General features: G+C 65.8%; 23 protein-coding genes and 1 tRNA gene. 13 read left to right on the top strand and 11 right to left on the bottom strand.

What is annotated here, in order from left to right; genetic code table 11:
• Positions 1-61: 61 nt before the first annotated feature.
• Positions 62-472 carry a GFA family protein gene (locus AC07O0_RS08150; RefSeq protein WP_494621758.1) on the top strand — a complete coding sequence of 137 codons (411 nt, stop codon included), beginning with the start codon at positions 62-64 and terminating at the stop codon, positions 470-472.
• On the opposite strand, the gene AC07O0_RS08145 is transcribed toward AC07O0_RS08150, so the two are convergent.
• On the bottom strand, positions 469-1,539 hold the full coding sequence (locus tag AC07O0_RS08145; RefSeq protein ID WP_494621756.1) for a malate/lactate/ureidoglycolate dehydrogenase: 1,071 nt from the start codon (positions 1,537-1,539) through the stop codon (positions 469-471). The genes AC07O0_RS08150 and AC07O0_RS08145 overlap by 4 nt on opposite strands.
• A 183-nt stretch (positions 1,540-1,722) precedes the next feature.
• Between AC07O0_RS08145 and AC07O0_RS08140 the strand changes: the two genes are divergently transcribed.
• Both AC07O0_RS08140 and AC07O0_RS08135 read left to right on the top strand, forming a co-directional pair.
• Positions 1,723-2,118: a HesB/IscA family protein gene (locus tag AC07O0_RS08140; protein ID WP_494621754.1), complete on the top strand. Its 396-nt coding sequence runs from the start codon at positions 1,723-1,725 to the stop codon at positions 2,116-2,118.
• A 5-nt stretch (positions 2,119-2,123) separates the two neighbouring features.
• Positions 2,124-2,492, top strand: a complete 369-nt coding sequence (locus AC07O0_RS08135; RefSeq protein ID WP_494621752.1) for a TfoX/Sxy family protein — start codon at positions 2,124-2,126, stop codon at positions 2,490-2,492.
• On the opposite strand, the gene AC07O0_RS08130 is transcribed toward AC07O0_RS08135, so the two are convergent.
• Together AC07O0_RS08130 and AC07O0_RS08125 are read right to left on the bottom strand one after the other, a co-directional pair.
• A complete protein-coding gene (locus AC07O0_RS08130; protein ID WP_494621750.1) occupies positions 2,452-3,510 on the bottom strand; it encodes a GGDEF domain-containing protein in 1,059 nt (352 codons plus the stop codon). The two genes, AC07O0_RS08135 and AC07O0_RS08130, sit on opposite strands and share 41 nt — an antisense overlap.
• A gap of 98 nt (positions 3,511-3,608) precedes the next feature.
• A complete protein-coding gene (locus tag AC07O0_RS08125) occupies positions 3,609-5,078 on the bottom strand; it encodes a DEAD/DEAH box helicase (RefSeq protein ID WP_494621748.1) in 1,470 nt (489 codons plus the stop codon).
• Positions 5,079-5,182: 104 nt separating this feature from the next.
• Here AC07O0_RS08125 and AC07O0_RS08120 point away from each other — a divergent pair, with 104 nt between their 5' ends.
• The gene (locus AC07O0_RS08120; RefSeq protein ID WP_494621746.1) at positions 5,183-6,061 is read left to right on the top strand and encodes an alpha/beta fold hydrolase; all 879 of its coding nucleotides are present in this window, start codon (positions 5,183-5,185) and stop codon (positions 6,059-6,061) included.
• A 2-nt stretch (positions 6,062-6,063) separates the two neighbouring features.
• On the opposite strand, the gene AC07O0_RS08115 is transcribed toward AC07O0_RS08120, so the two are convergent.
• The 3 genes from AC07O0_RS08115 to parE form a co-directional block, all read right to left on the bottom strand.
• Positions 6,064-6,324: a hypothetical protein gene (locus AC07O0_RS08115; protein ID WP_494621744.1), complete on the bottom strand. Its 261-nt coding sequence runs from the start codon at positions 6,322-6,324 to the stop codon at positions 6,064-6,066.
• Between the two features lie 109 nt (positions 6,325-6,433).
• A complete protein-coding gene (locus AC07O0_RS08110; RefSeq protein ID WP_494621742.1) occupies positions 6,434-7,348 on the bottom strand; it encodes a LysR family transcriptional regulator in 915 nt (304 codons plus the stop codon).
• A gap of 165 nt (positions 7,349-7,513) precedes the next feature.
• Positions 7,514-9,577 carry a DNA topoisomerase IV subunit B gene (parE, locus tag AC07O0_RS08105; protein ID WP_494621740.1) on the bottom strand — a complete coding sequence of 688 codons (2,064 nt, stop codon included), beginning with the start codon at positions 9,575-9,577 and terminating at the stop codon, positions 7,514-7,516.
• Positions 9,578-9,879: 302 nt separating this feature from the next.
• Here parE and AC07O0_RS08100 point away from each other — a divergent pair, with 302 nt between their 5' ends.
• The 3 genes from AC07O0_RS08100 to AC07O0_RS08090 all read left to right on the top strand — a co-directional run bounded on the left by AC07O0_RS08100 (position 9,880) and on the right by AC07O0_RS08090 (position 12,543).
• Complete coding sequence (locus tag AC07O0_RS08100; RefSeq protein WP_454027464.1) at positions 9,880-10,080, top strand: hypothetical protein; 201 nt, start codon at positions 9,880-9,882, stop codon at positions 10,078-10,080.
• Positions 10,081-10,251: 171 nt separating this feature from the next.
• On the top strand, positions 10,252-11,631 hold the full coding sequence (locus AC07O0_RS08095) for a hypothetical protein (protein WP_494621738.1): 1,380 nt from the start codon (positions 10,252-10,254) through the stop codon (positions 11,629-11,631).
• Between the two features lie 6 nt (positions 11,632-11,637).
• Positions 11,638-12,543, top strand: coding sequence for a glycosyltransferase family 2 protein (locus AC07O0_RS08090; protein WP_494621736.1), 906 nt, complete (start codon positions 11,638-11,640; stop codon positions 12,541-12,543).
• Positions 12,544-12,547: 4 nt separating this feature from the next.
• Here the strand turns inward: AC07O0_RS08090 and AC07O0_RS08085 are convergent, their stop codons facing one another.
• The gene (locus AC07O0_RS08085) at positions 12,548-13,651 is read right to left on the bottom strand and encodes a glycosyltransferase family 4 protein (RefSeq protein WP_494621734.1); all 1,104 of its coding nucleotides are present in this window, start codon (positions 13,649-13,651) and stop codon (positions 12,548-12,550) included.
• Between the two features lie 205 nt (positions 13,652-13,856).
• Here AC07O0_RS08085 and AC07O0_RS08080 point away from each other — a divergent pair, with 205 nt between their 5' ends.
• Positions 13,857-15,191, top strand: a complete 1,335-nt coding sequence (locus AC07O0_RS08080) for a TIGR03808 family TAT-translocated repetitive protein (protein ID WP_494621732.1) — start codon at positions 13,857-13,859, stop codon at positions 15,189-15,191.
• Positions 15,192-15,316: 125 nt separating this feature from the next.
• Here the strand turns inward: AC07O0_RS08080 and glnA are convergent, their stop codons facing one another.
• Both glnA and AC07O0_RS08070 read right to left on the bottom strand, forming a co-directional pair.
• Complete coding sequence (gene glnA / locus AC07O0_RS08075) at positions 15,317-16,726, bottom strand: type I glutamate--ammonia ligase (protein WP_454027469.1); 1,410 nt, start codon at positions 16,724-16,726, stop codon at positions 15,317-15,319.
• A 97-nt stretch (positions 16,727-16,823) separates the two neighbouring features.
• Positions 16,824-17,162 (bottom strand): P-II family nitrogen regulator, encoded by a 339-nt coding sequence (locus tag AC07O0_RS08070; RefSeq protein ID WP_057192756.1) that lies wholly within the window; start codon positions 17,160-17,162, stop codon positions 16,824-16,826.
• 286 nt (positions 17,163-17,448) lie between these two features.
• On the opposite strand from AC07O0_RS08070, the gene AC07O0_RS08065 reads away from it, so the two are divergent.
• Positions 17,449-18,966: an NAD(P)H-hydrate dehydratase gene (locus AC07O0_RS08065; protein WP_494621729.1), complete on the top strand. Its 1,518-nt coding sequence runs from the start codon at positions 17,449-17,451 to the stop codon at positions 18,964-18,966.
• Positions 18,967-19,031: 65 nt separating this feature from the next.
• On the opposite strand, the gene AC07O0_RS08060 is transcribed toward AC07O0_RS08065, so the two are convergent.
• A complete protein-coding gene (locus AC07O0_RS08060) occupies positions 19,032-19,610 on the bottom strand; it encodes a PRC-barrel domain-containing protein (protein ID WP_494621727.1) in 579 nt (192 codons plus the stop codon).
• A gap of 192 nt (positions 19,611-19,802) precedes the next feature.
• Here AC07O0_RS08060 and AC07O0_RS08055 point away from each other — a divergent pair, with 192 nt between their 5' ends.
• Entirely contained in the window at positions 19,803-20,072 is a 270-nt protein-coding gene (locus AC07O0_RS08055; protein WP_494621725.1) for a hypothetical protein, read from the top strand.
• A 140-nt stretch (positions 20,073-20,212) separates the two neighbouring features.
• Positions 20,213-20,764, top strand: a complete 552-nt coding sequence (locus AC07O0_RS08050) for a hypothetical protein (protein WP_494621723.1) — start codon at positions 20,213-20,215, stop codon at positions 20,762-20,764.
• Between the two features lie 85 nt (positions 20,765-20,849).
• Here the strand turns inward: AC07O0_RS08050 and AC07O0_RS08045 are convergent.
• Positions 20,850-20,924: transfer RNA gene (locus tag AC07O0_RS08045), tRNA-Lys, on the bottom strand.
• Between the two features lie 81 nt (positions 20,925-21,005).
• Here AC07O0_RS08045 and AC07O0_RS08040 point away from each other — a divergent pair.
• Complete coding sequence (locus AC07O0_RS08040) at positions 21,006-22,112, top strand: hypothetical protein (protein WP_494621721.1); 1,107 nt, start codon at positions 21,006-21,008, stop codon at positions 22,110-22,112.
• Positions 22,113-22,146: 34 nt separating this feature from the next.
• Positions 22,147-22,458: an FtsB family cell division protein gene (locus AC07O0_RS08035; RefSeq protein WP_494621719.1), complete on the top strand. Its 312-nt coding sequence runs from the start codon at positions 22,147-22,149 to the stop codon at positions 22,456-22,458.
• Positions 22,459-22,683: the final 225 nt, after the last annotated feature.

Raw genomic sequence — 22,683 nt, 5'->3', positions numbered from 1 at the left:
CCAGTTCGGGTCACACTCGTTGGTTTGCCGCTTGTGACGGTGAAAACCCGAGGGCGACACGATGAAACTCTCCGGTGGCTGCAATTGCGGACAAGTCCGCTACGAACTCGACGGCGAGCCGATCCGGGTTGGCATCTGCCACTGCGAGACTTGCCGGAAGGGCTCCGGCTCATCCTTCTCGTATTTCGGGATCTGGCCCAGAGCCAGTGTGATCCTGTCTGGCGAGCTCGGCTGCTGGCAGAGCCGAGCGGGCGGCGAGCGCTTCTGCCCGAATTGCGGCTCGCCGCTGTTCTGCTGGGCGGAAGATTCCGACGAGATCGAGATCAAGCTCGGCACATTGGACAGCCCGCCGAGCGCGCTGGTGCCGGCCTATGAGCTCTGGACCATCCGCCGCGAGCCCTGGCTGGCGCACCAGAAGGGCGCCGAGCAGCATACGCGCGATCGCCAACGGCCCGAACCTAACAGTGGTTAGAAACTCTCGGCACCGACACCATGGGCCTTGGCGGCGGCGGCGATCTGCGACCAGGTCTCGTCGTCGAGCGGAATGCCGTCACGCTCGCGCTCGATCCGTGTCTTGCGCTCCTTGTCGCCCGGCGCCAGTACGGGTTGCGACGGATCCTGCGGTGCGGCGGCGCGGACAAAGGCGAGATAGCTCTCGATCCGCTGCTGGCGCAGGCTGGCGTCGGGTTCGAGGCGGGCGGGGTCGATCAGCACGCCGAACAGCGAATTGATGATCCAGGTCTTGTGCGGCTTCTGATCGATGCGTGCGGCGCCCATCAGCCCGGCCGAAAGCAATTCGGCAATCAGCGAGAGGCCGGCGCCCTTGTGGTCGCCGAAGGGCAGCAGCGCGCCGAGGGGCAGTCCCTCCTGCAGGAAGACATGCCTTGGTTCGACGGTTGGGCGGCCCTCGCCATCGATGATGTAGCCCTCCGGCACGTTGACGCCCTTGTTGAGCGCGACGCGCGCTTTGCCGTGCGCCATGCGGCTGGTGGCGAAATCGAGGATCAGTGGCTCGCCGCCGGGCACCGGCAGGCCGATCGAGATCGGATTGGTGCCGAAGCGCGCCTGCTTGGCGGCGAAGGGCGCGACGATTGGTGGCCGGCCAGCGACATTGACCCAGAACACCGAAATCAGGCCAGCCGCCGCCGCGACCTCGGAGTAATGGCCGATGCGGCCGATATGATGGGAATCGAGCAGGTTGAGCACGGCGACACCGCCGACCTGCGCGATCGCGATGGCGCGATCGACCGCGTTGCGGGCGGTCGGCTGGCCGAGCGCGACATTGCCGTCGGCGATCAGGAAGGGGCCAGCCTCGCTACGAATGCTGAGTTTGGCCTGCGGCTTCAGATGGCCGTCGGCGAGCGAGTTGAAATAGAGCGGCAACATGCCGATGCCATGGCTGTCATGGCCGCTGAGATTGGCGAGCACCAAATGCTCGGCCGTCTCCTGCGCCTCCGCCTCGCTCCAGCCGGCGGCGGTGATCATGGCGCGAGCGAGGGCGCGGAGCGCGTCGGGCCGGTGCAGGCGATACGAGGTCATGGCTCTCAGTCGGTGATTGGAATGGTCCCGGCAGAGTGCACGGGCCTGCGTTGCAAGCAATGGACGCAGGCAAATGGCGCCATCCCGGCCGGCGCATCTCGACGTTGCGCTCAGCAATCCTTATGTTGCCGTGAGCAATCCTGTTTTCACCGGACCTTGAATCCGGTCGAGGAGGGACGAGGAATGTTTTCGATACCCGGCCTGAAGGTGGTCTCTCTGACCGATGCCGCCGCGGCCCGCATTCGCGAGATCATGGCGCAGTCGGCGCGTGACAACCCGGATTCGCCCGCGCTCGGCCTGCGCGTCGGCGTCAAGAAGGGCGGCTGCGCCGGCATGGAATACACCTTCGAGGTCGCACGCGCGACGGGCAAGGGCGACGAGGTCGTGACCGAGAAGGACGCGACCGTGGTCGTCGACGCCAAGGCGGTGCTGTTCCTGCTCGGCACGCAGCTCGACTTCAAGACCGACCGCTTCTCCTCGACCTTCGTCTTCAACAACCCGAACCAGGTCTCGGCCTGCGGCTGTGGCGAATCGGTCGAGATCAAGCCGCGCACGGAGACTGCGCTGGCGGCTCAGTAGCCGAGATGGACGCCGCGGCCATCGCGGAGCTGTTCGCGCCGGTGGTTGTGGTCCGCACGCGCCGCATGTTCGGCGGGCTCGGCATCTACTCAGGCGAGGCGATGTTCGCGCTCACCTTCGATGGCGAGATCTTCTTGAAGACCACGGATACGACCCGGCCTGAATTCATCGCGGCCGGCAGCGAGCCGTTTCGCTATGTCGCACGCAGCCGCAAGCGCGAGACCGGCTATTGGCGCCTGCCGGCGGCAGCCTTCGATGACGAGGAGCTTCTGCGCCGTTTCACCGAGCTCGCATTGGCCGCGGCGAGCGAAGCGGCGCTGAAGAAGCGGCCGCTCAGGCGACCTTCGCCGCGTCCTGGACCGCGTCCTCGGTGACGGTGCGGTTGCGCCCGTCGCGCTTGGCCTGAAGCAGCGCATTGTCGGCGCGCTCGACGATCGAGCTCGCGGTGTCGCCGCGCCGATAGACCGCGACGCCGAGCGAGATGGTGATGCGCCCGAGGCTCTCATTGGTCGAGCGCTTCACCAGTTCCCGGGTCAGGAGCGCCTGACGCACGGTCTCGGCGCCGAACTTGCCCGCGACGACGTCTGCCTCCGGTAGGATGATGGCGAATTCCTCGCCGCCGAAGCGAGTGATGATCGCCTTGTCCTTGAACTTGTCCTTCATCGTCTTGGCGACCAGGCGCAGCACCTGATCTCCTGTCAGATGGCCATGCATGTCGTTGAAGTGCTTGAAGAAGTCGATATCGGCCATGACCAGCGCGAAGGGCTCGCGCCGCAAGGTGGCCTGATCGATCGCCTTCTGCAGCATCTCCTCGAAATGGCGGCGATTGGCGAGGCCGGTGAGCGGGTCGGTCAGAGCCTCGGCCCGCGTCGATTCCAGCGCCTCGCGCAGATTGTGGATCTCGTGCGCGCTTTCGCGCAGCTGGGTTTCGAGCTGGGTCTTGCGCGCGACCTCTTCGCGGGTCGACAGGACCAGGGCCTCGACCCATTCGCGCAGCTTCTGCCGGTCAGCCGAGGGAGGCACCTCTTCCGACATCGCGCAGAGCCGACCGTGATATTGCTCGGTCGAGCTCAGCGCCCGGTCGACCAGCGCCATCATGCTGTCGATCTCGGCGAGCACCTGCAGGCTGGTGCGCTCGGCCTGGCGCGAGAGGCGATCGGTGCTGATGAACTTCTCGTAGAGCGTGTCGATGTCGGCGGCGCCGACTTCGCCGTTGCTGGCGGCGATCACCGCATCCATTGCCATGCTGAGAGCGGGCACCTCACCGCTGAGATGGGCGTACCAGACTTCGAAGGCGCGAGGATAGCCTGGGGAATAATGCTGTCGCATCGCCGCGACAACCTGTTCGGCGAGGTCGTGAGCCTGCGGCAAGCCCGAGCGGCTGGTGGTCATGACGTCCTGTCCCCGCCGGACGCGAAATTCTTCCGCGCCCGCTACGCGCCTGACCGTAGGACAAGCGGAGTTAATGCAAGGTTGCCAGGATGCCTGATTCAGCCGGCGCGGACGGGGCGCAGCAGGAAGGCAGGCACGTGGTCGCCGAGGCCCTTGACCTGCGGGCCATCGTCGAGGTCGTCACGGCGCGGCGAGCGGCCCCGGTTGCCGCGCGGGGCGCCGTTGCCGGAGGTCTCTTCGCGGCGCGGCGAGCGCGGAGCATCATTGCCGCGCACGGCGTCGGGCTCGGCCCGCTCCGGTCGGCTTTCGCTCCGCTCGGGTCGGCTTTCCGTCCGCGCCGGCTTGCCATCGCGGCCTCGCCGGGGACGTCCGCCTTCGCGTCGTTCCTCGCCGCGGCGGCCACCACGGCGCTCCTCGCGCGGTTCCGCCGCCGGCAGGCTCTCCAAGCCCGGCCCAGCCCATTCGATGCTCTGGCCGGTCAGCTTCTCGATCGCGGCGACGAGCTTGTCGTCATGCCGGGTGACGATGGTGAAGGACGCACCTTCACGACCGGCGCGGCCCGTGCGGCCGATGCGGTGGACATAGTCCTCGGCATGGGTCGGCACGTCGAAATTGAAGACGTGGCTGACAGCGGGGATGTCGAGGCCGCGCGCCGCGACATCACTGGCGACGAGGATCGGGTTCTCGCCGGTACGGAAGGAGTCGAGCGCCGCCATGCGGGCGTATTGATCCATGTCGCCATGCAGGGCCACGGCCGGAAAACCATGCTTCTGCAGGGATTTGTGCAGCGTTGCTACATCGCGCTTACGGTTGCAGAACACGATCGCGTTCTGCAGATCCTTGGCATCCTTGATCAGCCGGCGCAGCGTGTCGCGCTTTTCGTAGTCCTGGTTGTGCGAGGCGACGAGGCGCTGGGTGATCGTCGCGGCGGCGGTCGCTGGCCTGGCGACCTCGATGCGCACCGGATTGTGCAGGAACTGCTCGCTGATCCGGGTGATCTCCGGCGGCATCGTCGCCGTGAAGAACAGCGTCTGGCGCGTGAACGGCACCAGCTTGCAGACACGCTCGATGTCCGGGATGAAGCCCATGTCGAGCATGCGGTCGGCTTCGTCGATGACGAGGAGTTCGACGCCGGTGAGCAGGAGCTTGCCGCGCTCGACATGATCGAGCAGGCGGCCGGGCGTCGCGATCAGCACGTCGACGCCGCGGGTGATCTTGGCATCCTGGTCGCCGAAGGAGACGCCGCCGATCAGCAGCGCCACCGAAAGCTTCTGGTTGACGCCGTAGCGGACGAAATTCTCCTCGACCTGGGCGGCGAGCTCGCGCGTCGGCTCGAGGATCAGCGTACGCGGCATCCGGGCGCGGGCGCGGCCGGTTTCCAGGATCGTCAGCATCGGCAGGGTGAAGGCAGCGGTCTTGCCGGTGCCAGTCTGGGCGATGCCGAGCACGTCCTTGCGGGCGAGTACGTGCGGGATGGCCTGGGCCTGGATGGGGGTGGGCGTCGTATAGCCGGCGGTCGAGACCGCCGTGAGAACTTTATCGCTCAGGCCGAGTTCGGCAAAAGACATCGAGGGTTGCGCTTCTCAAGGGTCGGTGACACGTGGCGGGATGACCGTTCAACCGCGACGGTGGCGCGACTTTGCTTGCCTGCGCGCCTTCGGACGCCCGTGGAATGCAGAAAAAACAGGGCAAAGTCAACATTCTAGGGCCTGTTCCAATCAGCTTGCATCTCAGACCGATCGATAAAACTGGTATCCATCCGAAAGAGGAGACCGATTCATCGATCAGATTGATCGAACCTGATCGAATTCGACTCCAGCGAGGTTGCTCAAGAATGCTTGCGACTCAGACCAGGATTCCGGAGCCGCTTGTCCTGATCCCCGCGGTGAACAGCACGCCGGCACTCTATGCCCCGCAATGGCCGGCCTTGGCATCGGGCCGGCAGATTCTCGTCACCGACAACACTGTCGACGACACGATTGCCGGCATGGTCGAGCGGTTGCTGGCAGCCGCACCGGAGCGCTTCGCGCTCTGTGGATTGTCGATGGGCGGCTACATCGCCTTCGAAGTGATGCGGCGCGCACCGGAACGTGTGACGCGGCTGGCTCTGCTCAATACCACCGCCAAACCGCCGACCTCTGAGACCAACGCACCGCGCGAGCAGATGATCGCGCTGGCCGGGAAGGGCGCCTTCGACAATGTCGTGACCGTGCTCTGGCAGAAGCTGGTCGCACCCGACCGGCTTGTAGACGAGGCATTGCGGCTCGAAGTGAAAGCAATGGCGGAGGCCGTGGGAGCAGCTGGCTTCATCCGTCAGCAGCGTGCGATCATGGGCCGGTCCGATGCCCGGCCTGTCCTCGGTACGATCTCGGTTCCCGCGCTGGTTGTCGTCGGCGCAGAGGACGCGATCACCCCGCCGCACGAAGCGCGCGAGATCGCCGCCGGCATCGGAGCGAGGGCGCGTTATCTGGAGATACCGGGCTGCGGCCATCTCTCGACGCTGGAAGCGCCGGAACTGGTGACGTCGGCGCTGCTCGACTGGCTCGCTTGACCTCAGCGCGGGGCCACGCAGGGATCGAGCCTGGTCTCGCCGGCCCGTTTGACGATCGAGCCGGTGGTCAGGGGATCAAATGATTGGCCCTTGGCCGCGGCTTGAGCGGCCTGGCGCATCGCGTCGCGGTCGAGCTGGGCTGTATGGCTCGAGACGAAGTTGGCAGCGATGACGGAGAGGAAGGCGATCGCCGCGCCGGCCTTGGCGACATCGGCGACCATGGTGCCGCGCTGATTGCGCAGGAAGGCGATGACGAGACGCATCGCTGCTCTCCAGGTATCAAGAAGAGGCGCCAGGCGCCGGTGAGGAAACTCTGCGCCGGCTGCTGTAAAAACTTGGTTAGCGGTTTGTCTCCGCTGTCGGGACAATCTTTCAGGCGTGCCCTTCGAGCTTGCCCCGGTGTTCACGGAACAGCTTGCGCAGCGCTTCGAGCGTGGCCAGCACGGCTTGTCGCTGCCGGCTGCTCTCATGCGAGACCAGGAAGATCTCGTCGGCGGTCGCCTCGGGCGGCTCCTCCAGCCGGATCAAACTCGTGTCGGCATCGGCCAGGAAGCAGGGCGCCATCGAGACCGCGCCTGACGAGCGGATGCTTTCATAACGCGCGGCGGAGTCTCCAACGCGGGCAGCGATCGGCCGCCCCGCCGCCCAAGCGAGGATGTGCTGTTCTATGCGCGACGACACGTCCCGGCTGACCGAGATCACCGGCGCGGTCGCCGGGTCGACATCGCGGCGGACGTAGAAGGCCTGCGCCAGCTTGCCGACCTTCTGGCCGAAATAGCCGGCTTCTCCCGGCGGCTTGCGCATGCGAATCGCGATCTCGGCCTCGCCGCGCGCCAGATCGAGCCGCTCGCGCGTGCTGATGATGACGATCTCGATGCCGCCGGCGGCAGCCGAGAGACGGGCGGCGTGCTGGGTCAGGAACAGGCTGATCGACGTCGTCGCCGTGATACGGACGGGGGCGTCGCCGCGGGCGCGGGCGGCGTTTGCCCGCGTCTCGAAACGCGCGACGGCCTCGGCCGCCGCTGCCGCATCCTCGGCGAGCGAGAGGCCGATCTCGGTCGGAATCAGCCGGTTGGCGCCGCGCTTGAACAGTGGCACGCCGAGCCGCGCCTCGAAGGCTTTCAGGCGTCGCGCGACTGTCGTCTCGCTCAGTCCGAGCGCAGACGCCGCCAGAGCAAGGCCGCCCGTGGCCGCGATGGCGTGGAAGATTTCGAGATCGGCCCAGAGTGAGGCGTGTCCCGTTGCCTGGGCATCGCGTCGAGATGGAGAGGCAGGAGGCTCGCCCATGCGCTCAGCGGCCAGAGATAGGGCGCAGGTCTATGGCGCCGGGCAGTGTCATGGTCGGCATCGTGCGGATCGGTCGGCATGCCCGCAGGATGGGCGCGTGCGCGGTACGAGGCAGCCCGGCAGACTTGCCGGGGAGCCCGGCGCGCAAGCCGGCCAGTCTTCGCCTCACAGGTCGATCAGCTCACCGGCGAAGGCGGCCCGCTCCTGGATGAAGAGGAAGCGCGCTTCCGGCTTGTTGCCCATCAGTCGCTCGACCGTGTCGGAGGTCTCTTCCTTCGCCTCATGATCGACCATGACCTTGAGCAAGGAGCGCTTGCTCGGGTCCATCGTGGTCTCCTTGAGCTCGGCCGGCATCATCTCGCCCAGGCCCTTGAAGCGGCCGATCTCCGGCTTCTTGCCCTTGAAGACAGTCTCGATCAGTTCGTCCTTGTGGGCATCGTCACGGGCATAGACGGACTTGGTGCCATGGCGCAGCCGATAGAGCGGCGGCACAGACAAATAGAGATGGCCCTTCTCGATCAGGCGCGGCATCTGACGCCAGAAGAAAGTGACCAGGAGCGAGGCGATATGGGCGCCGTCGACGTCGGCGTCGGTCATCACGATGACCTTCTCGTAACGCAGGTCGTCTTCACGGAACTGGCTGCCGATGCCGCAGCCCAGCGCCAGGATCAGGTCGGCGAGCTGCTGGTTGGCGTTGAGCTTTTCGCGCGTCGCATTGGCGACGTTGAGGATCTTGCCGCGCAGAGGCAGGATCGCCTGGTTGGCGCGATTGCGCGCCTGCTTGGCCGAGCCACCGGCGGAATCGCCCTCGACGATGAAAAGCTCGGAGCCTGCCGCGCCAGCATTACTGCAATCGGCGAGCTTGCCAGGCAGTCTCAGCTTACGCGTCGCGGTCTTGCGCGAGACTTCCTTCTCGAGCCGGCGACGCTGCCGCTCCTCGGCCCGGTCGACCGACCAGTCGAGCAGCCTCAGCGCTTGCTGCGGCGAGGCGGCGAGCCAATGATCGAAAGCATCGCGTATCGCGTTCTCGACGATGCGGGCCGCTTCCAGCGTCGCCAGCTTGTCCTTGGTCTGGCCCTGGAATTCCGGCTCGCGGATGAAGACCGAGAGCATGGCGGCGCAGGTCGCCATGACGTCGTCGGCGGTGACCTGCGCCATGCGCTTTGACTGGCCGATGCGCTCGGCATGATCGCGCAACCCGCGCAGCAGGGCGATGCGCAGGCCGGATTCATGCGTGCCGCCTTCCGGCGTCGGGATGGTGTTGCAGTAGGAGGAGGAGAAGCCGTCCTCGCCGGTCGCGAGCCAGGCCACCGCCCATTCGAGCGAGCCGTGGCCGCCTTCCTTGGTGATCTTGCCCGAGAAGATCGGCTCGGCGACGAGGTCCTTGCCCTCGATCTCGCGGGCGAGGTAGTCGCGCAAGCCGCCAGGGAACTTGAACACCGCCTCGGCCGCGACGTCGCCCTCGGGCAGCAAACGCGAGGGTGCGCAGCGCCAGCGAATCTCGACCCCGCCGAAAAGATAGGCCTTCGAGCGAGCCATGCGGAACAGGCGCGCCGGGACGAAATGAGCGCCTTCGCCGAAGATCTGCGCGTCGGGATGGAAGCGCACGCGGGTGCCGCGCCGGTTCGGCGCCCGGCCGACGGTCTCCAGCGGTCCCAGCGGAATGCCGCGCGAGAAGCTCTGGCGATAGAGCATCTGACCGCGCGCAACCTCGACCTCGACCAGATCGGAGAGCGCGTTGACGACAGAGACGCCGACGCCGTGCAGGCCGCCCGAGGTCTCGTAGACCTTGGAGTCGAACTTTCCGCCGGCATGCAGGATCGTCATGATCACTTCGAGCGCCGACTTGTCCGGAAACTTCGGATGCGGGTCGATCGGCATGCCGCGGCCGTTGTCGGTGACGGCGAGCGAGCCGTCGGCAAAGAGCTCGACATCGATGAAGCTGGCGTGGCCGGCGACCGCCTCGTCCATGGCGTTGTCGATCACCTCGGCGAAAAGGTGATGCAGCGCCCTCTCGTCGGTGCCGCCGATATACATGCCCGGCCGGCGCCGCACCGGCTCTAGCCCTTCGAGCACCTCGATCGCGGAGGCGTCGTAGCCTGCCTCGGACGGCGTGCCACTGCGGGGAGCCGGGGCAGGGCGTGCGGCCGGCTTCGGCGCAGGGGCGGGCGCACGCGATTCCTCGCGCATGTCCTTGCCGCCGTCTTCGCCGAAGAGATCGTCCGTCATCGTCACCGCGCTCGCTGATTCGCTTGGCCTGCAGGATACCGTATCGGCCCGGCGGCCGCTTGCCGGAGCCCCTATAACCCGCCGCTTCTCCGCAATAAACCGATCGGACCGTCGCCGAAAGTCAGGATGAGCGAGGCCGTCGCCGAAGTGTCATCCCGGGATGGCACAGCCGCCTCGTGGAACCACGCTCGTCGCTTGCCGGTTCAGCAGCCGTTAACGGCCGGGGTCTCATCATCGACAGGCGAATCGGGACTGGTCCCGGCCGCGCATTCGGCTAAGCTGGTACCAAGGGGGAAGGTCACGTGGCGTCGCGTTCCGCAGTTCCCAAGATCCGTATCGCCGGCCTCGAGCGGGCTGCGCGCTTCGCTGGTGAATCCTTCGCCTATGAGGAGCTTTCGGGCTTCGAGACGCGACACGACGTCGAAGCCGCTCAGCTGCGCCGGCTCTGGTGGGGCGCTGCGATCGTCGCACTGTTGGGCCTGGTGGTTGTCGCCCTGCGCTGAGCCGCGTCAGCGCTTCCTCAATCTTTGAGAGCTAGAAGAGCCTCGATGGGAGGCTCGGCATGCGCGTGGTGATCGTCGGCGATTGCAGCTCGATTGAGGACGTTGGGGGGAAGGTCAAAAACACCCCTCAGCTGCGAAAGATCGTGCCGCGGCGGACAATCTGAGGCGGCGATGGCCAAGATCGCCGCACTGGGGTCGTATCTCTATCAGTCCGTCCTTGCCCTCGGCCTCCTCATTGCTGTTTCCAACCTGCTGCCGGCCTCTGATTACGCAGCCTATTCGCTGTTCATCTCGATCGCCCAGTTCGCCGACATTGCCTGCTTTCAATGGATCCGCGCGGCCTGCAGCCGTTTCTATCCGGGGCAGGACGATGAGAGTGAGCGGACCGAGCGCGGCGTCATCGTAGCCGAACTCGCGGGCAGCGCGGCCCTTTGTCTTCTCGCGGCTCTCGCCGCGCCGCTCTTCGGCGTCTCGATCTGGCTCGGCTTGATCGCAGGCGTGGTGGCGATCCTGCAGGGGGTGGGAGAGCTGCATCTGACCATGCTGCGCTTCCGCCAGGAATTCCATCTGTTCTCCTGGCTACAAGGCGCGCGCGCCACGATCCTGGCGGCAGCTACGATCGCCGGCGCCGTGATCCATGCCGATTTCGGCCACGTCCTCGCGGGGATCCTGGCTGGCAACCTGATCTATTGCGCCGTGGCTTGGGGGCGAGCGCGCCATATCCTGCCTGTCTTCGCCTGTTGGCGTACCGACATCGTGAGGCGGAACCTGGTCTATGGCGGCGTCTCCGCCGCCGCCGGCGTCGCGAACCTGCTCACGCCGCTAGGTCTCAAGGCTATCCTGCTCAGCGCCCTCGGCACGGCTGCCGCGGGGCCGATGCTGGCGCTCGACCTCCTGCAGCGTCCCTTCGTGATGATCGTGTCGTCGCTGCAGGCGATCCGCTATCCGGAGCTGGTCTCGCTGTTCGACCGCAAGGGCGATGCCGAGGTGATCCGGACGGAACTCGGCCGCTATTATGCGATGCTGACGGGATTCTCCCTGATCGGCGCTGCCGGCGTGATCGCTCTGCTCGGCTTTGCGAGCTGGGCCGTCATCCCGGCCGGGTTGCAGGCCTCGTTCCTGCGGACAGCGCCATTCGTCCTGTTGCTGGCGCTGCTGCGGGCGCTCATCAGCACCTTGCTGCCGACACCGGCGCACCTGCAGCGACGCCTGACCGCCATCATCGGGCTGGCGACACTCGATTGCATCCTGACCTGCGCCGGCGCTCTGGCGGCGGTCACGCTCTTTGCCGGCACCGATTCGGCGATCGCCGCAGGAGCGGCTGGCGGTGCGGCCATTGCGATGGCGATCGGCGTGCTGATGCTACGCGGGCAACCTTTCGTCATGCCCTGGACGCCAGTGCTACTGTCCGGAGCCGCACTTGTGCTGTCCTGGCTGAGCGCCTCCTGGTTTGCCGGCGATCTCTTGCCGTCGACTGGCGCGGCGCTCGCCGCGACGATCGCTGTTGGCGCCTATCCCTTGTCCACCCTTGTCCGCTGGATCGCGCGTTGAGGCACCATGGCCGATAACTCCCACACCGAATCCGCTGTCATCGTCGTTGGCATCGCCACGACGGGGCGTCGTGAGGTCCTGCGGGAAACGCTCTCGCAACTCGAGCGGCAGGAGCGCCGCCCGGAGCGCATCCTGATCTGCCCCGTTGCCCCGGATGACGTCGACTGGGACCATGCGGCGAGCCTTGCGATTCCGGTGGAGCGCATCGATGGCCCGCGAGGGTCGAGCGCGCAGCGCAACGCCATCCTCGATGCCGCAGGCGACGCCGATCTGATCCTGTTCCTGGACGACGACTATCTGCCGGCCGATCGCTTCATCGCCGAAACCGAGCGACTGTTCCTGCGATATCCGGACATTATCGCCGCGACCGGCCATGTCCTGGCCGACGGAATACGCGGTCCGGGCATCGGCTTGTCCGAAGCGCTCGCCATTCTGGCCAACGACCGGCCGCCTGACGAGGCTAGCCTTTCGGCGATCGAGAACGTCTATGGCTGCAACATGGCCTTCCGGATGGCCGCGATCAGCCATATCGGCGCTCGGTTCGATGAGAACCTGCCGCTCTATGGCTGGCACGAGGATATCGATTTCTCCGGCCAGCTCGCTGGCCGGGGCCGGATCGTGCTTTCCACCGCGTTGCGCGGCGTGCACCGTGGCGTCAAGCGCGGCCGCACATCCGGCTTCCGCTTCGGCTATTCGCAGATCGCGAACACGATCTATGTCGCGCGCAAGGGTACCATGCGGTGGCCGCGGGCCCTGCGCTTTGCCATCGGGAATGCCGGGGCCAATCTTCTCGGCAGTCTCGGACCGCAAGGCATGGTCGATCGACGCGGCCGGTTAAGGGGCAATCTGCTTGCCCTATGGGATTGCGCCCGCGGCCGGCTCGATCCGTTACGCATCCTGTCCCTGGACTGAGGGCTCAACGCGCGTTCGGCACCGCCATGTCCGCGATAACGGCCAGCAATGCATCCGCGCTCTTCTCCCAGGAGAAGCGCGCGACATTGGCGCTTCCTTTCGCGACGAGCTCGGCGCGCAGCGGCGGATTATCGACGATCTGCCGCATCGCCCGCATCAGGCTGTCCTGGTCGCGTGGATCGAAATAGAGCGCGGCCTCGCCGCAGGCTTCACGAACCGGAGGAATGTCGGCTGCGAGCACGGGGCAGCTTTGGGTCATCGCTTCCAGCGGCGGAATGCCGAAGCCTTCATAGAGGCTGGGGAAGACGAATGCCCCGGCGCGCTGCTCCAGCGCCGCGATCTCGGCATCCGAAAGGCGTCCCGGAAAGAGCAGATTATCTGCCGCGCCGATGGTCGTGGTTCTGAACACGCCGGGTTCGATGCTCCCGACGATGACCAGGCTCCAATCGCGCAATCCGAGGGCGGTGAAGGCATCGACGGCGAAGGCGATGTTCTTGTTCGGCTTGAGGGTGCCAACTAGAAGGAAAAAATTCTTACCATATAGATCGAGCCGGTCCAGCACCGAATTGTCCGGCTCGAGCGCGGCGAAATGGTCGGGTGCATTGTGGATCACGGCTATTGCGTCATGCGGTATCCGAAAGACCTTGCTCAGCTCCTCCTGCGAGAAGTGCGAAACGGTGCCGATCCGAGCCGTACGGGCCAGCGTGAAGCCAAGGAGCGCATGGGTTGCGCGGTAACTGCGCGTGAAGGCTTCCGGATGGCGGAAGATCGTGACGTCGTGAATGACCACCAGCTGGCGACGATGGAAGAGGGGGCCGCTACCGCCGAAGCCGACGAGAATGTCGTTGCGGGTTTCGCAGGCGAGCGTGGTCTGTTCCCAGAAATGCCCGGTTGACCGGCCGATCTGGGTGGAAGCGATGTTCCGGAGCGGCAGGTCGGCCGCCACGCCTTCCGGCATGAGGATGCGCCAACGCGCATCCTGAAGTGCCGACGGAAGCGAGCCCTGTCCGATGCGTCTGTCGAGCGCAGCCGTGAGTTCGCGTGCGAAGCGCTGAACCCCGGTCAGCGGTTGGCCGAGAAAGCGACCATTGATCGAAATGACCTTCAAGGGACCGAGGCCTCGCTGCGGACGTTTGGCGCGCGAGCATAGCCAAAAAGGCTGAAGGTCACGTTACGCGAGACTCTTCCACGCCACGATCGACGCCATTACGGGGTTGACATTGTAGGAATAATTGCCTAGTTTGTTCACGTTATGTTTCAGCTCTTTTGAGGAGATTCATATGCCCTCATTCGCATTGTTCGATGATACCGTTGTGGCCCGAACCGCCGCGGCCAGCGCAGGCTGGACGGCGTTCACGGATTTGCAGACCGTCTTCGACTACGCCCGCAATCAGGGGCGACCATTGTTCTTCCAGCCTGGCGTCTACGACTCCGGCACGACCACGGTTCTGCCGAGCAATGGCGGCGGCAAGCCGCTCTACGCCCGGGCAATCCCCGGATCGGTGTCGCTGCGCTTCAACGGCGTGAACACTTTCCTTCGAATCGAAGGGCAGAATCAGGTCCGTTTCGACGGAATCACCTTCGATGGGCAGAATCGGGCGTTGTCCGACTATGTGTTCGGCCGTCCGGCGCTGATCGCCATCGCCAACAATGCGCAGGATATTGCGTTCGAGAATTGTCAGGTGCTCAACTCGCCAGGCATCGGCGCCTATGTCGCGAGCTCTTCAGGCGCCGTCTTCCGCGCCTGCTACTTCGGCAACCATTCGGTCGGGATCTGGAGCGAGAACGCTCAGATCAAGGCGCTGAACAACACCATTGCCGGCATGCAGAACAACGGTATCGCCATCTGGCGCGATACGATCACAGGCGACAGCTCGACCATCACCGGCAACTTCATCAACGGCATCGATACGGTCGCCGGCGGGACCGGGCAGAACGGCAACGGCGTCAGCATCTTCCGGGCAGTCGGCGTCTCGATCACCGACAACAAGATCTTCAGCACGAAGTTCTCGGCGATCCGCTGCAATGGCGGCGGGCTGCACAATGTCAGCAACAACAACATCTATAACACCCGCGAGGTGGCGATCTTCATCGAGGCGCCCGGAGCCGGCATCGACCTGACCGGATGCATCGTCTCGAACAACAGTCTCGAGACGGTCGGGAGCGGCATCCTCGTCGCCAATTCCGGCCAATTCAGCGACGGCACGGCGCGCAGCGTGGTGGTCGAAGGCAACCGCATTTCCAACGTCACCGACAACCCGATCCCGGACCCGGGCTATTATCCGCCCTCGACCATCGGCAACGGGATCATCATCGAGCAGGATTGCGTGGTCTCGGGCAATCTCATCGAAGGTGCGGCGCGCGTCGGGATTCAGGCCGGGATCAATACCGCGGCGCGGGATCTCGTCATCACCGGCAATTTCGTGCGCAACGTCGCCATCGGCGTCGGCGTGTCGAACGAGGCGGTCACCAATGCGGGCCGCTCTGTCATCGTTTCCGGCAACATCGTGCGCGGCGCCAGCATCGGCGGCATCGTGCCCACCGTCTTCACCGGCACGACGATGAACCGGGTCGGCACGGTGGAATATGGCAACGACCTTGCCACGGCCGTCGGCAGCGTCACCTTCGGCCACAACCGCTACCTCTAGCCGCTTGTTGCGCGGCGCTGCTTGCGCTGCCGTCTCGACAAAAAACCGGGGCGTCGCCGCCCCGGTTCGCAAGGTGGACTGCGGATCGCCGCAGTCGGGAGGAAATCCTGGTCTGAGCTCGAGGCTCAGTAGGAATAGTACATCGTGAACTCGACCGGGTGCGGCGTCATCTCGAAGCGCGCCACGTCCTGCATCTTGAGCTCGATATAGCTCTCGATGAAGTCGTCGGTGAAGACGCCGCCGGCCTTGAGGAAGGCGTTGTCCTTCTTAAGCGCGTCGAGCGCCTCGCGCAGCGAACCGCAGACGGTCGGGATCTTCTTCAGCTCGCGCGGCGGCAGGTCGTAGAGATCCTTGTCCATCGCCGGGCCCGGATCGATCTTGTTGAGGATGCCGTCGAGGCCGGCCATCGTCAGCGCGGCGAAGGCGAGATAGGGGTTCGCCATCGGATCGGGGAAGCGGACCTCGACGCGCTTGGCCTTCGGCGAGGTCGTCCACGGGATACGGCAGGAGGCCGAGCGGTTGCGCGCCGAATAGGCGAGCAGCACCGGCGCCTCATAGCCCGGGACCAGGCGCTTGTAGGAGTTGGTCGACGGGTTGGTGAAGGCGTTCAACGCCTTGGCGTGCTTGATCACGCCTCCGATGAACCACAGGCACTCCTGCGACAGGTCGGCGTACTTGTTGCCGGCGAAGAGCGGCTTGCCACCCTTCCAGATCGACAGGTGGACGTGCATGCCCGAGCCGTTGTCGCCATAGACGGGCTTCGGCATGAAGGTCGCGGTCTTGCCGTAGCTCTGCGCGACGTTGTGGATCGCGTACTTATAGACCTGCATGGTGTCGGCCATGTGGGTCAGCGTGTCGAACTTCAGGCCGAGCTCATGCTGGGCCGAGGCGACCTCGTGGTGGTGCTTCTCGACCTTGGCGCCCATGGCCGCCATGGCCGCGAGCATCTCGCCGCGCATGTCCTGCGCCGAATCCTGCGGCGGAACCGGGAAGTAGCCGCCCTTGATCGCGATGCGGTGGCCGAGATTGCCGCCTTCGTATTCGGTCTGGCCGTTGATCGGCAGCTCGACGCTGTCGAGCTTGAAGCCGGTGTTGTACGGATCGGCCGAAAACTTGACGTCGTCGAAGACGAAGAATTCGGCTTCGGGGCCGACATAGACGGTGTCGCCGATGCCGGTCGACTTCAGATACGCCTCGGCCTTCTTGGCCATGCCGCGCGGGTCGCGGCTATAGGGCTCGCCGGTGGCCGGCTCGAGCACGTCGCAGTTGATGACCATGGTCGAGGCCGAGAAGAACGGGTCGATGCAGGCCGTCGTCGGGTCGGGCATCAGCAGCATGTCGGACTCGTTGATCGCCTTCCAGCCGGCGATCGAGGAGCCGTCGAACATCGTGCCCTCGGCGAAAATCTCCTCGTCGATCATCGAGACGTCGAAGGTGACGTGCTGCCACTTGCCGCGCGGATCGGTGAAGCGGAAGTCGACGTACTTGACGTCATTGTCCTTGATCGCCTTCAGGACCTCTTTGGCGTTCTTCATCTCACGACTTCCTTTGTCGACTGCTAGGGTCTCACGACAGACGTTGCCTGCGGGGCTCCGCCGGCACACGCATTCCTCAGGGTTTCAGGGAAATTCCTCAGATCGCGTCCGCGCCGGACTCGCCGGTGCGGATGCGGATCGCCCCCTCCACGCTCGATACAAAAATCTTGCCATCGCCGATCCGGCCGGTCTGGGCGGCCTTCTTGATCGCCTCGATCGCGCGCTCGACCATGTCATCGGCCAGCACGATCTCGATCTTCACCTTCGGCAGGAAGTCGACCACGTATTCGGCGCCGCGATAGAGCTCGGTATGGCCCTTCTGGCGGCCGAAACCCTTCGCCTCGAGCACCGTGATCCCCTGGAGGCCGACCTCCTGCAGCGCCTCCTTCACCTCGTCGAGCTTGAAGGGCTTGATGATCGCTTCGATCTTCTTCATGCGCCGATCGACCTCCTTGGCGTGAGCTTGCGCCACTGTACGCAGCCTTCTTCCGTTCTGACCATCTCGGCCTGCCCGGATCAATCTCGGCGCGTCCAGCAAAACCTCGCCTGTTCTGCTCATAGCATCGGCGCAGGCGGGCCGCCATGATGGTGCAGGGGACAAACCGCCTGTTGAAGAGGCGAAAAACCGTCTAAAATTTATGCAAATGCCTATATCACGTGCAGGTGGCGGTATCATCAGCTTCCTTGCCTGATTGCCTGGGCTGGCGGACAATCCCCGATCGATGACGGCTGCTGATCCCTCGACCTTCGCGCTGCTCACTGTCGCCGAGATGGCGGCGGCGGATGCGGCCGCGATCGCTGCCGGCACGCCGGGCATCGTCCTGATGGAGAAGGCGGGCAGGGCAGTGGCCGACGCGGTGACGCGGCGGGTCAGACCGGGCCAGCGCATTCTCGTGCTGTGCGGTCCCGGCAACAATGGCGGCGACGGTTTCGTCGCAGCCCGCCTCCTGGCGGAACGCGGCTACGGCCTGACGCTCGCGCTCGCCGGCGAGCGAGCGGCCCTGAAGGGGGACGCCGCATTGGCGGCAGCGTCCTGGACTGGTCCGGTCGCGACCGTCGACGCGGTAGAGCCCGCCCAGCACGATCTCGTCCTCGACGCCTTGTTCGGCGCCGGCCTCAGCAGGCCCATCTCGGGTGAGCTCGCGGCTTTGCTTGATCGGGTCAATGCCGCCGGCCGGCCGGTGGTGGCGGTCGACGTGCCCAGCGGTGTCCATGGCGATACCGGCCTGGCCCAGGGCCCGGCTGTCCGCGCTGACGAGACGGTGACCTTCTTCCGGCTGAAGCCCGGCCATCTGCTCCATCCTGGCCGGGCGCTTTGCGGCATCGTCACCCTCGCCGATATCGGCATCCGGCCCGAGATGGCCTTCATGCCGGACAGGAGCCGCTCCACGGCATTTCGCAATGTTCCGGCCCTCTGGCGCGTTCATCTGCCCGATCACGCCGCCGGGGTTCACAAATACAGCCGCGGCGCGGTCGCAGTCGCCGCGGGCGGCCTCTCGAGCGTCGGGGCGCCACGGCTCGGCGCGCGAGCGGCGCTGCGTATCGGCGCGGGCCTCGCAACGATCATCTGCCGGCCTGAAGCGCTCATGGCGCATGCGGCGCGCGGCCCTGACGCCTTGATGCAAATGGCGGCCGCCGATACCGCAGGCTTCGAGGCAGCGCTGGCAACACGAAAGGTCGACGCCCTGCTGATCGGGCCGGCGCTCGGTCTCGATGTCGAGGCGCGATCATGGGTGGCGAGCGCGCTGCGAGGAGCCTGGCCCTGCGTCTTCGACGCTGACGCCCTCACGCATATCGGCGTCCATAGGTCGACCTTCGCAGCCTTGCTGCACCGGCGCGCCGGCGCCGCCGTGTTGACGCCGCATGAGGGCGAATTCAAACGTTTGTTCGGCGAAGTTGGAAGCTTCGAGCCAAGCCGCGGCAAGCTCGAGCGAGCCCGCCATGCTGCCCGCTCGACCGGGGCCGTCATCGTGCTCAAGGGCCCGGACACCGTCATCGCCGCGCCGGATGGACGGGCCGTGATCAACGCAAGCGGCTCGCCTGCTCTGGCGACGGCAGGATCGGGTGATGTCCTCGGCGGAATCGTTGCCGGCCTGCTGGCGCAGAAGATGCCCGCCTTCGAGGCGGCGTGCGCTGCCGTCTGGCTGCATGGCCGCGCTGGTGAACGCCTCGGCCTCGGCCTCATCGCCGACGATCTGCCGGAAGCGATACCGGGCGTGCTGGCGGCGCTCGAAGAGTGAGCTGTGCCACCTGCAAAAAAGGCCCGCCCCGAAGGGCGAGCCTGTGATGATAGATCAGACGGCGATCAGCGGGCGGCGTAGGTCACGGCCGGAGCCGACGTCAGCTGCTCCTTGGTCATCGTGATCTTGCCATGGTCCGGATACATCTCCGGCCCCTTCTTGGCCGCCGGCGGCGCGTTCATCGCAGTGCTGCCACCAGCGCTGCTGCCGCCCGCTCCGGTGCCGCCCGACGGGGCAGGAGCCGGAGTGACCATCGGTTCCTCGCTCCACTGCACCTGTTCGAACGGGATCGCGACATCCTTCGCGCCGATGCCGAGGAAGCCGCCGACGCCGACCGTGACCAGCTCGATCTTGCCGGTCTTGTCGAACACCACCTCGGTGACGTCTCCGACCTTCTTGTTGTCGGGGCCGTAGATGTCGACGCCCATCAGCTTCGACGCCCGCCATTTGCCCTGGCCGGCGAGGTTGTTCTCTGGCGCCTTGGCGGTTTCGGCCGCCGGTGCCGGGGCTGCCGGCGCGCTCGTCGACGGCGAGGTCGGCTGCGGGCTTGGCGGCTGGTTCGAGGGCGAACTGGTCTGCGCAACGGCAGCAGCGGCAAGCATGACGCCGCCGATAGCCGTCAATGCAACGTGACGCTTGTACATCGGTGTCCTCCTGTCGTCTCCGCATCTGCGGAATGACCGAACAACGCGGAAACGGCATTTTGGTTCGCGTATGGGGAGCATGCGTCTGTCGTTTGACGGATTCGGAAACGCGTGTCGGACGTCGGCTTAGCGCTTCCGTAAGGCCTGCGCGCTTTGCTGGCGGCTGGCCATTAGGGCTCGGAGCCTGACAGGATGAGCAGGAATCTTTCGCTTCTCGGCCTTGTCGCACTCGGCATGATAGCGACGACGGCGCCCGCCGCGGCCTTCTGGGAGCGCTCGCAATGGCGCATCTGCTCGGAAGGGACGACGGCAGCCGAATACCAGCGCTGGCGCTGCTGGGAGCTCGACGGCTATGCGGGGGCGATCGCGCCTGGCTATGGCGGCGTCGGCCAGGAGGGGCCGATTCTACCGCAGAAGCGCCCGCTGCCGCGCCGCGGCGGAGCCGTCAGCCGCCTGGGCTGAGCCGGCGGGCCGAGGCACACTCGCTTTACCGAGATGCTGCTCGCGCAGTCGCGGCACTTCGCGGTTGCGCGGATTGTTTGGAACAAGATGCGCGACGGCAGGTTCGTCCCAAGGGTGCACCCCATCGAAGGAGCTGCATCATGGCTCGCATAGTCACGCGTTCTTATGAGAACTACGCCGATGCCGAGACGGCCGTCGTCCGGCTCGAAGCCGCCGGTCTCTCATCAAACGATATCACGGTCCTCAGCAACAGCCCGGACAAGATCGGAGCCGACGCCGCCAGAGGGGCCGAGGTCGGTGGTGCCTTGGGCGGCGGGGCCGGTCTCATGGCCGGGTTGGCTGCCCTGCCGATCCCGGGAGTGGGCCCGGTGCTCGCGGCCGGCTGGATCTTCGGCACCCTGGCGGTCGGCGCTACCGCCGGCGCCGCTGCCGGCAGCCTGATCGGCGCGATGACGGGCGCCGGCATCGATGCTGACGAGGCTCACTTCCTTGCGGAAACCGTTCGCCGCGGCGGCGCTGTCGTGTCAGCCCGTACCAGCGACAGCCATGTCCCGGCAGTCGAGAAGATCATGGATGGGGCAGGCCCGATCGACGCGACCTCGCGTCGTTCGGAGTATGAACGCGACGGCTGGAAAAGCTTCGATGAGCAGGCGGGTCCCTATCGGAAGCCGGCCTGGTCGGAGGTCTCCTGAGCCGCAGGCCTTAAGGTCCGACCGCATGCCTCGCTTCGGAGCGGAATGCCTGGCGGGCAGGCTCGCGGCGGTTTTGCGGCCTATGTGGTGAGCGGGGAGGGGATCGAACCCTCGACCACATGATTAAAAGTCACGTGCTCTACCACTGAGCTACCCGCCCTCACTGGGGCGCTGACATAGGCAGGTGGCGCGCATCGGTCAACATTGTTCCCGCCACCATGTCATGGCAGAAGCCGCGGCGATGGCTAATGAACACGGGACAGATGCGGATTTGGCGGGCACGCAGCAAGGCTGGCGTGGTTGGAGCAAGGCGTTCGCATTGGCGGCGCTGACGCTGACGACATCGCTGCTCGGCTTCATCGCCGTGCTCGATCCCTATGGCGCGCGCGTGCAGGCCGGCCAATCGGCGCGGCCGCTGATGGATCTCAACCAGCGCTTCATGTACCCGCAGATCGTCAGGTCGGGCGCTTTCGATTCGGCGGTCATCGGCACCTCGACCTTGCGCCTTCTCGATCCGGCGATTTTATCGACGGGGCTGTCCGTCCACTTCGCCAATCTCGGCATGAACGCCGCGACGCCCTGGGAGCAGGCCCAGATCGCCGGCCTGTTCGCGCGCCGGGTCGCTGCGCCGAAGATCGTGATCTGGGGCGTCGACCAGACCTGGTGCGAGGCGGATGCGACCGATGAGGCCCGCCGGTTGACGCCGCGGCCGTTCCCGCCCTGGCTCTACGACGACAATCCCTGGAACGATTGGCCCAAGCAACTCAATTTCACCACGCTCGAAATCGCGCTCCGGCTCGCTGCTCACCGGCTTGGCTTGCAGCCGCAGCGCCTGCGTGGTGACGGCTACGAGGTCTTCACCCCACCCGAGGCGACCTATGATCTCGCCCGTGCCCGGTTTCATCTGTATCGCGGCTACGGCGGCCACGCGCCCGATCTGACGCCGCAATCGCCGCCCGTGGCGACCTCGGCCGCGGCGCGCGCGAGCTGGCGTTTCCCAGCGCTGGCCTGGCTCGAGCAGGGCCTGGCCGCCTTTCCGGCCACGACGCGACGGCTGATCGTGCTGCCGCCGGTGCATGCCGGCGCTCTTCCGCGCGAAGGCAGTGCGGCCTGGCAGCGTTTTGAAGCCTGCAAGGCTGAGATCGTTGCGCTGGCGATGCGCCAGCATGCGGTGGTCGCCGACTACGCACATCCCTCACCGTTGACACGCGAGGATACGAATTACTGGGATCCCGCGCACTACCGGTTGCCGATCGCGCGCAGGATCGAAGCTGATCTGATCGCGTTGGGGCAGGGCAAACCGGCTCCAGACGATCCGGCGCTGACTGTCGTCGGCGTGCCTCGTTAACTGCGCGTCAACCAAGCGACTCTACCGTCGCAACATGGTCATCCGCCGCGGCCTCCGCTCCATCCTTGTCACGCTCGCGCTCTACCTCGTGTCGAGCGCCGTGGTCGGCTATTTCCTGTTCCATGCGCAACATGGCGCCCGGGGACTGGAAGCTCTTGGCGGGCTGCGTGAACGGCTTGGCGAGATGGAGGCCGAGCTCGCAACTCTGACCAGCGAGCGGCAGGATTGGGAGAAGCGGCTCGGCCTGATGCGGGACGAGGCTGTCGACCGCGACCTGCTCGAGGAAAGGGCCCGGGCCATGCTCGGCCGCGTCCACCGCAACGACGTCGTCGTCATGGGACGCTGAGGCTCCTGCCGTCGGCTCATATCACATGCCAGCCAGCATGGCCGGCCCTTGCCTCGGGCCGGGAATACGGGGTGCCCGATCGGGTTGGTCCGGTCGGATCATGCCGGCTTTGAGCCGGCTTTCGTTGCGTCATTGGTCGCAAAAAGATCGATTAACCGATAATAGGTTAAATCGTATAACAATAGAAATATCAGCTACTTAATCAATGTTGCAGTGCGAGATGTC

This window comes from Allobosea sp. GW821-FHT10B12 (assembly GCF_059415545.1).
The sequence above is the reverse complement of the archived record's forward strand: the minus strand, read 5'-3'. Positions and strand labels throughout refer to the sequence as shown.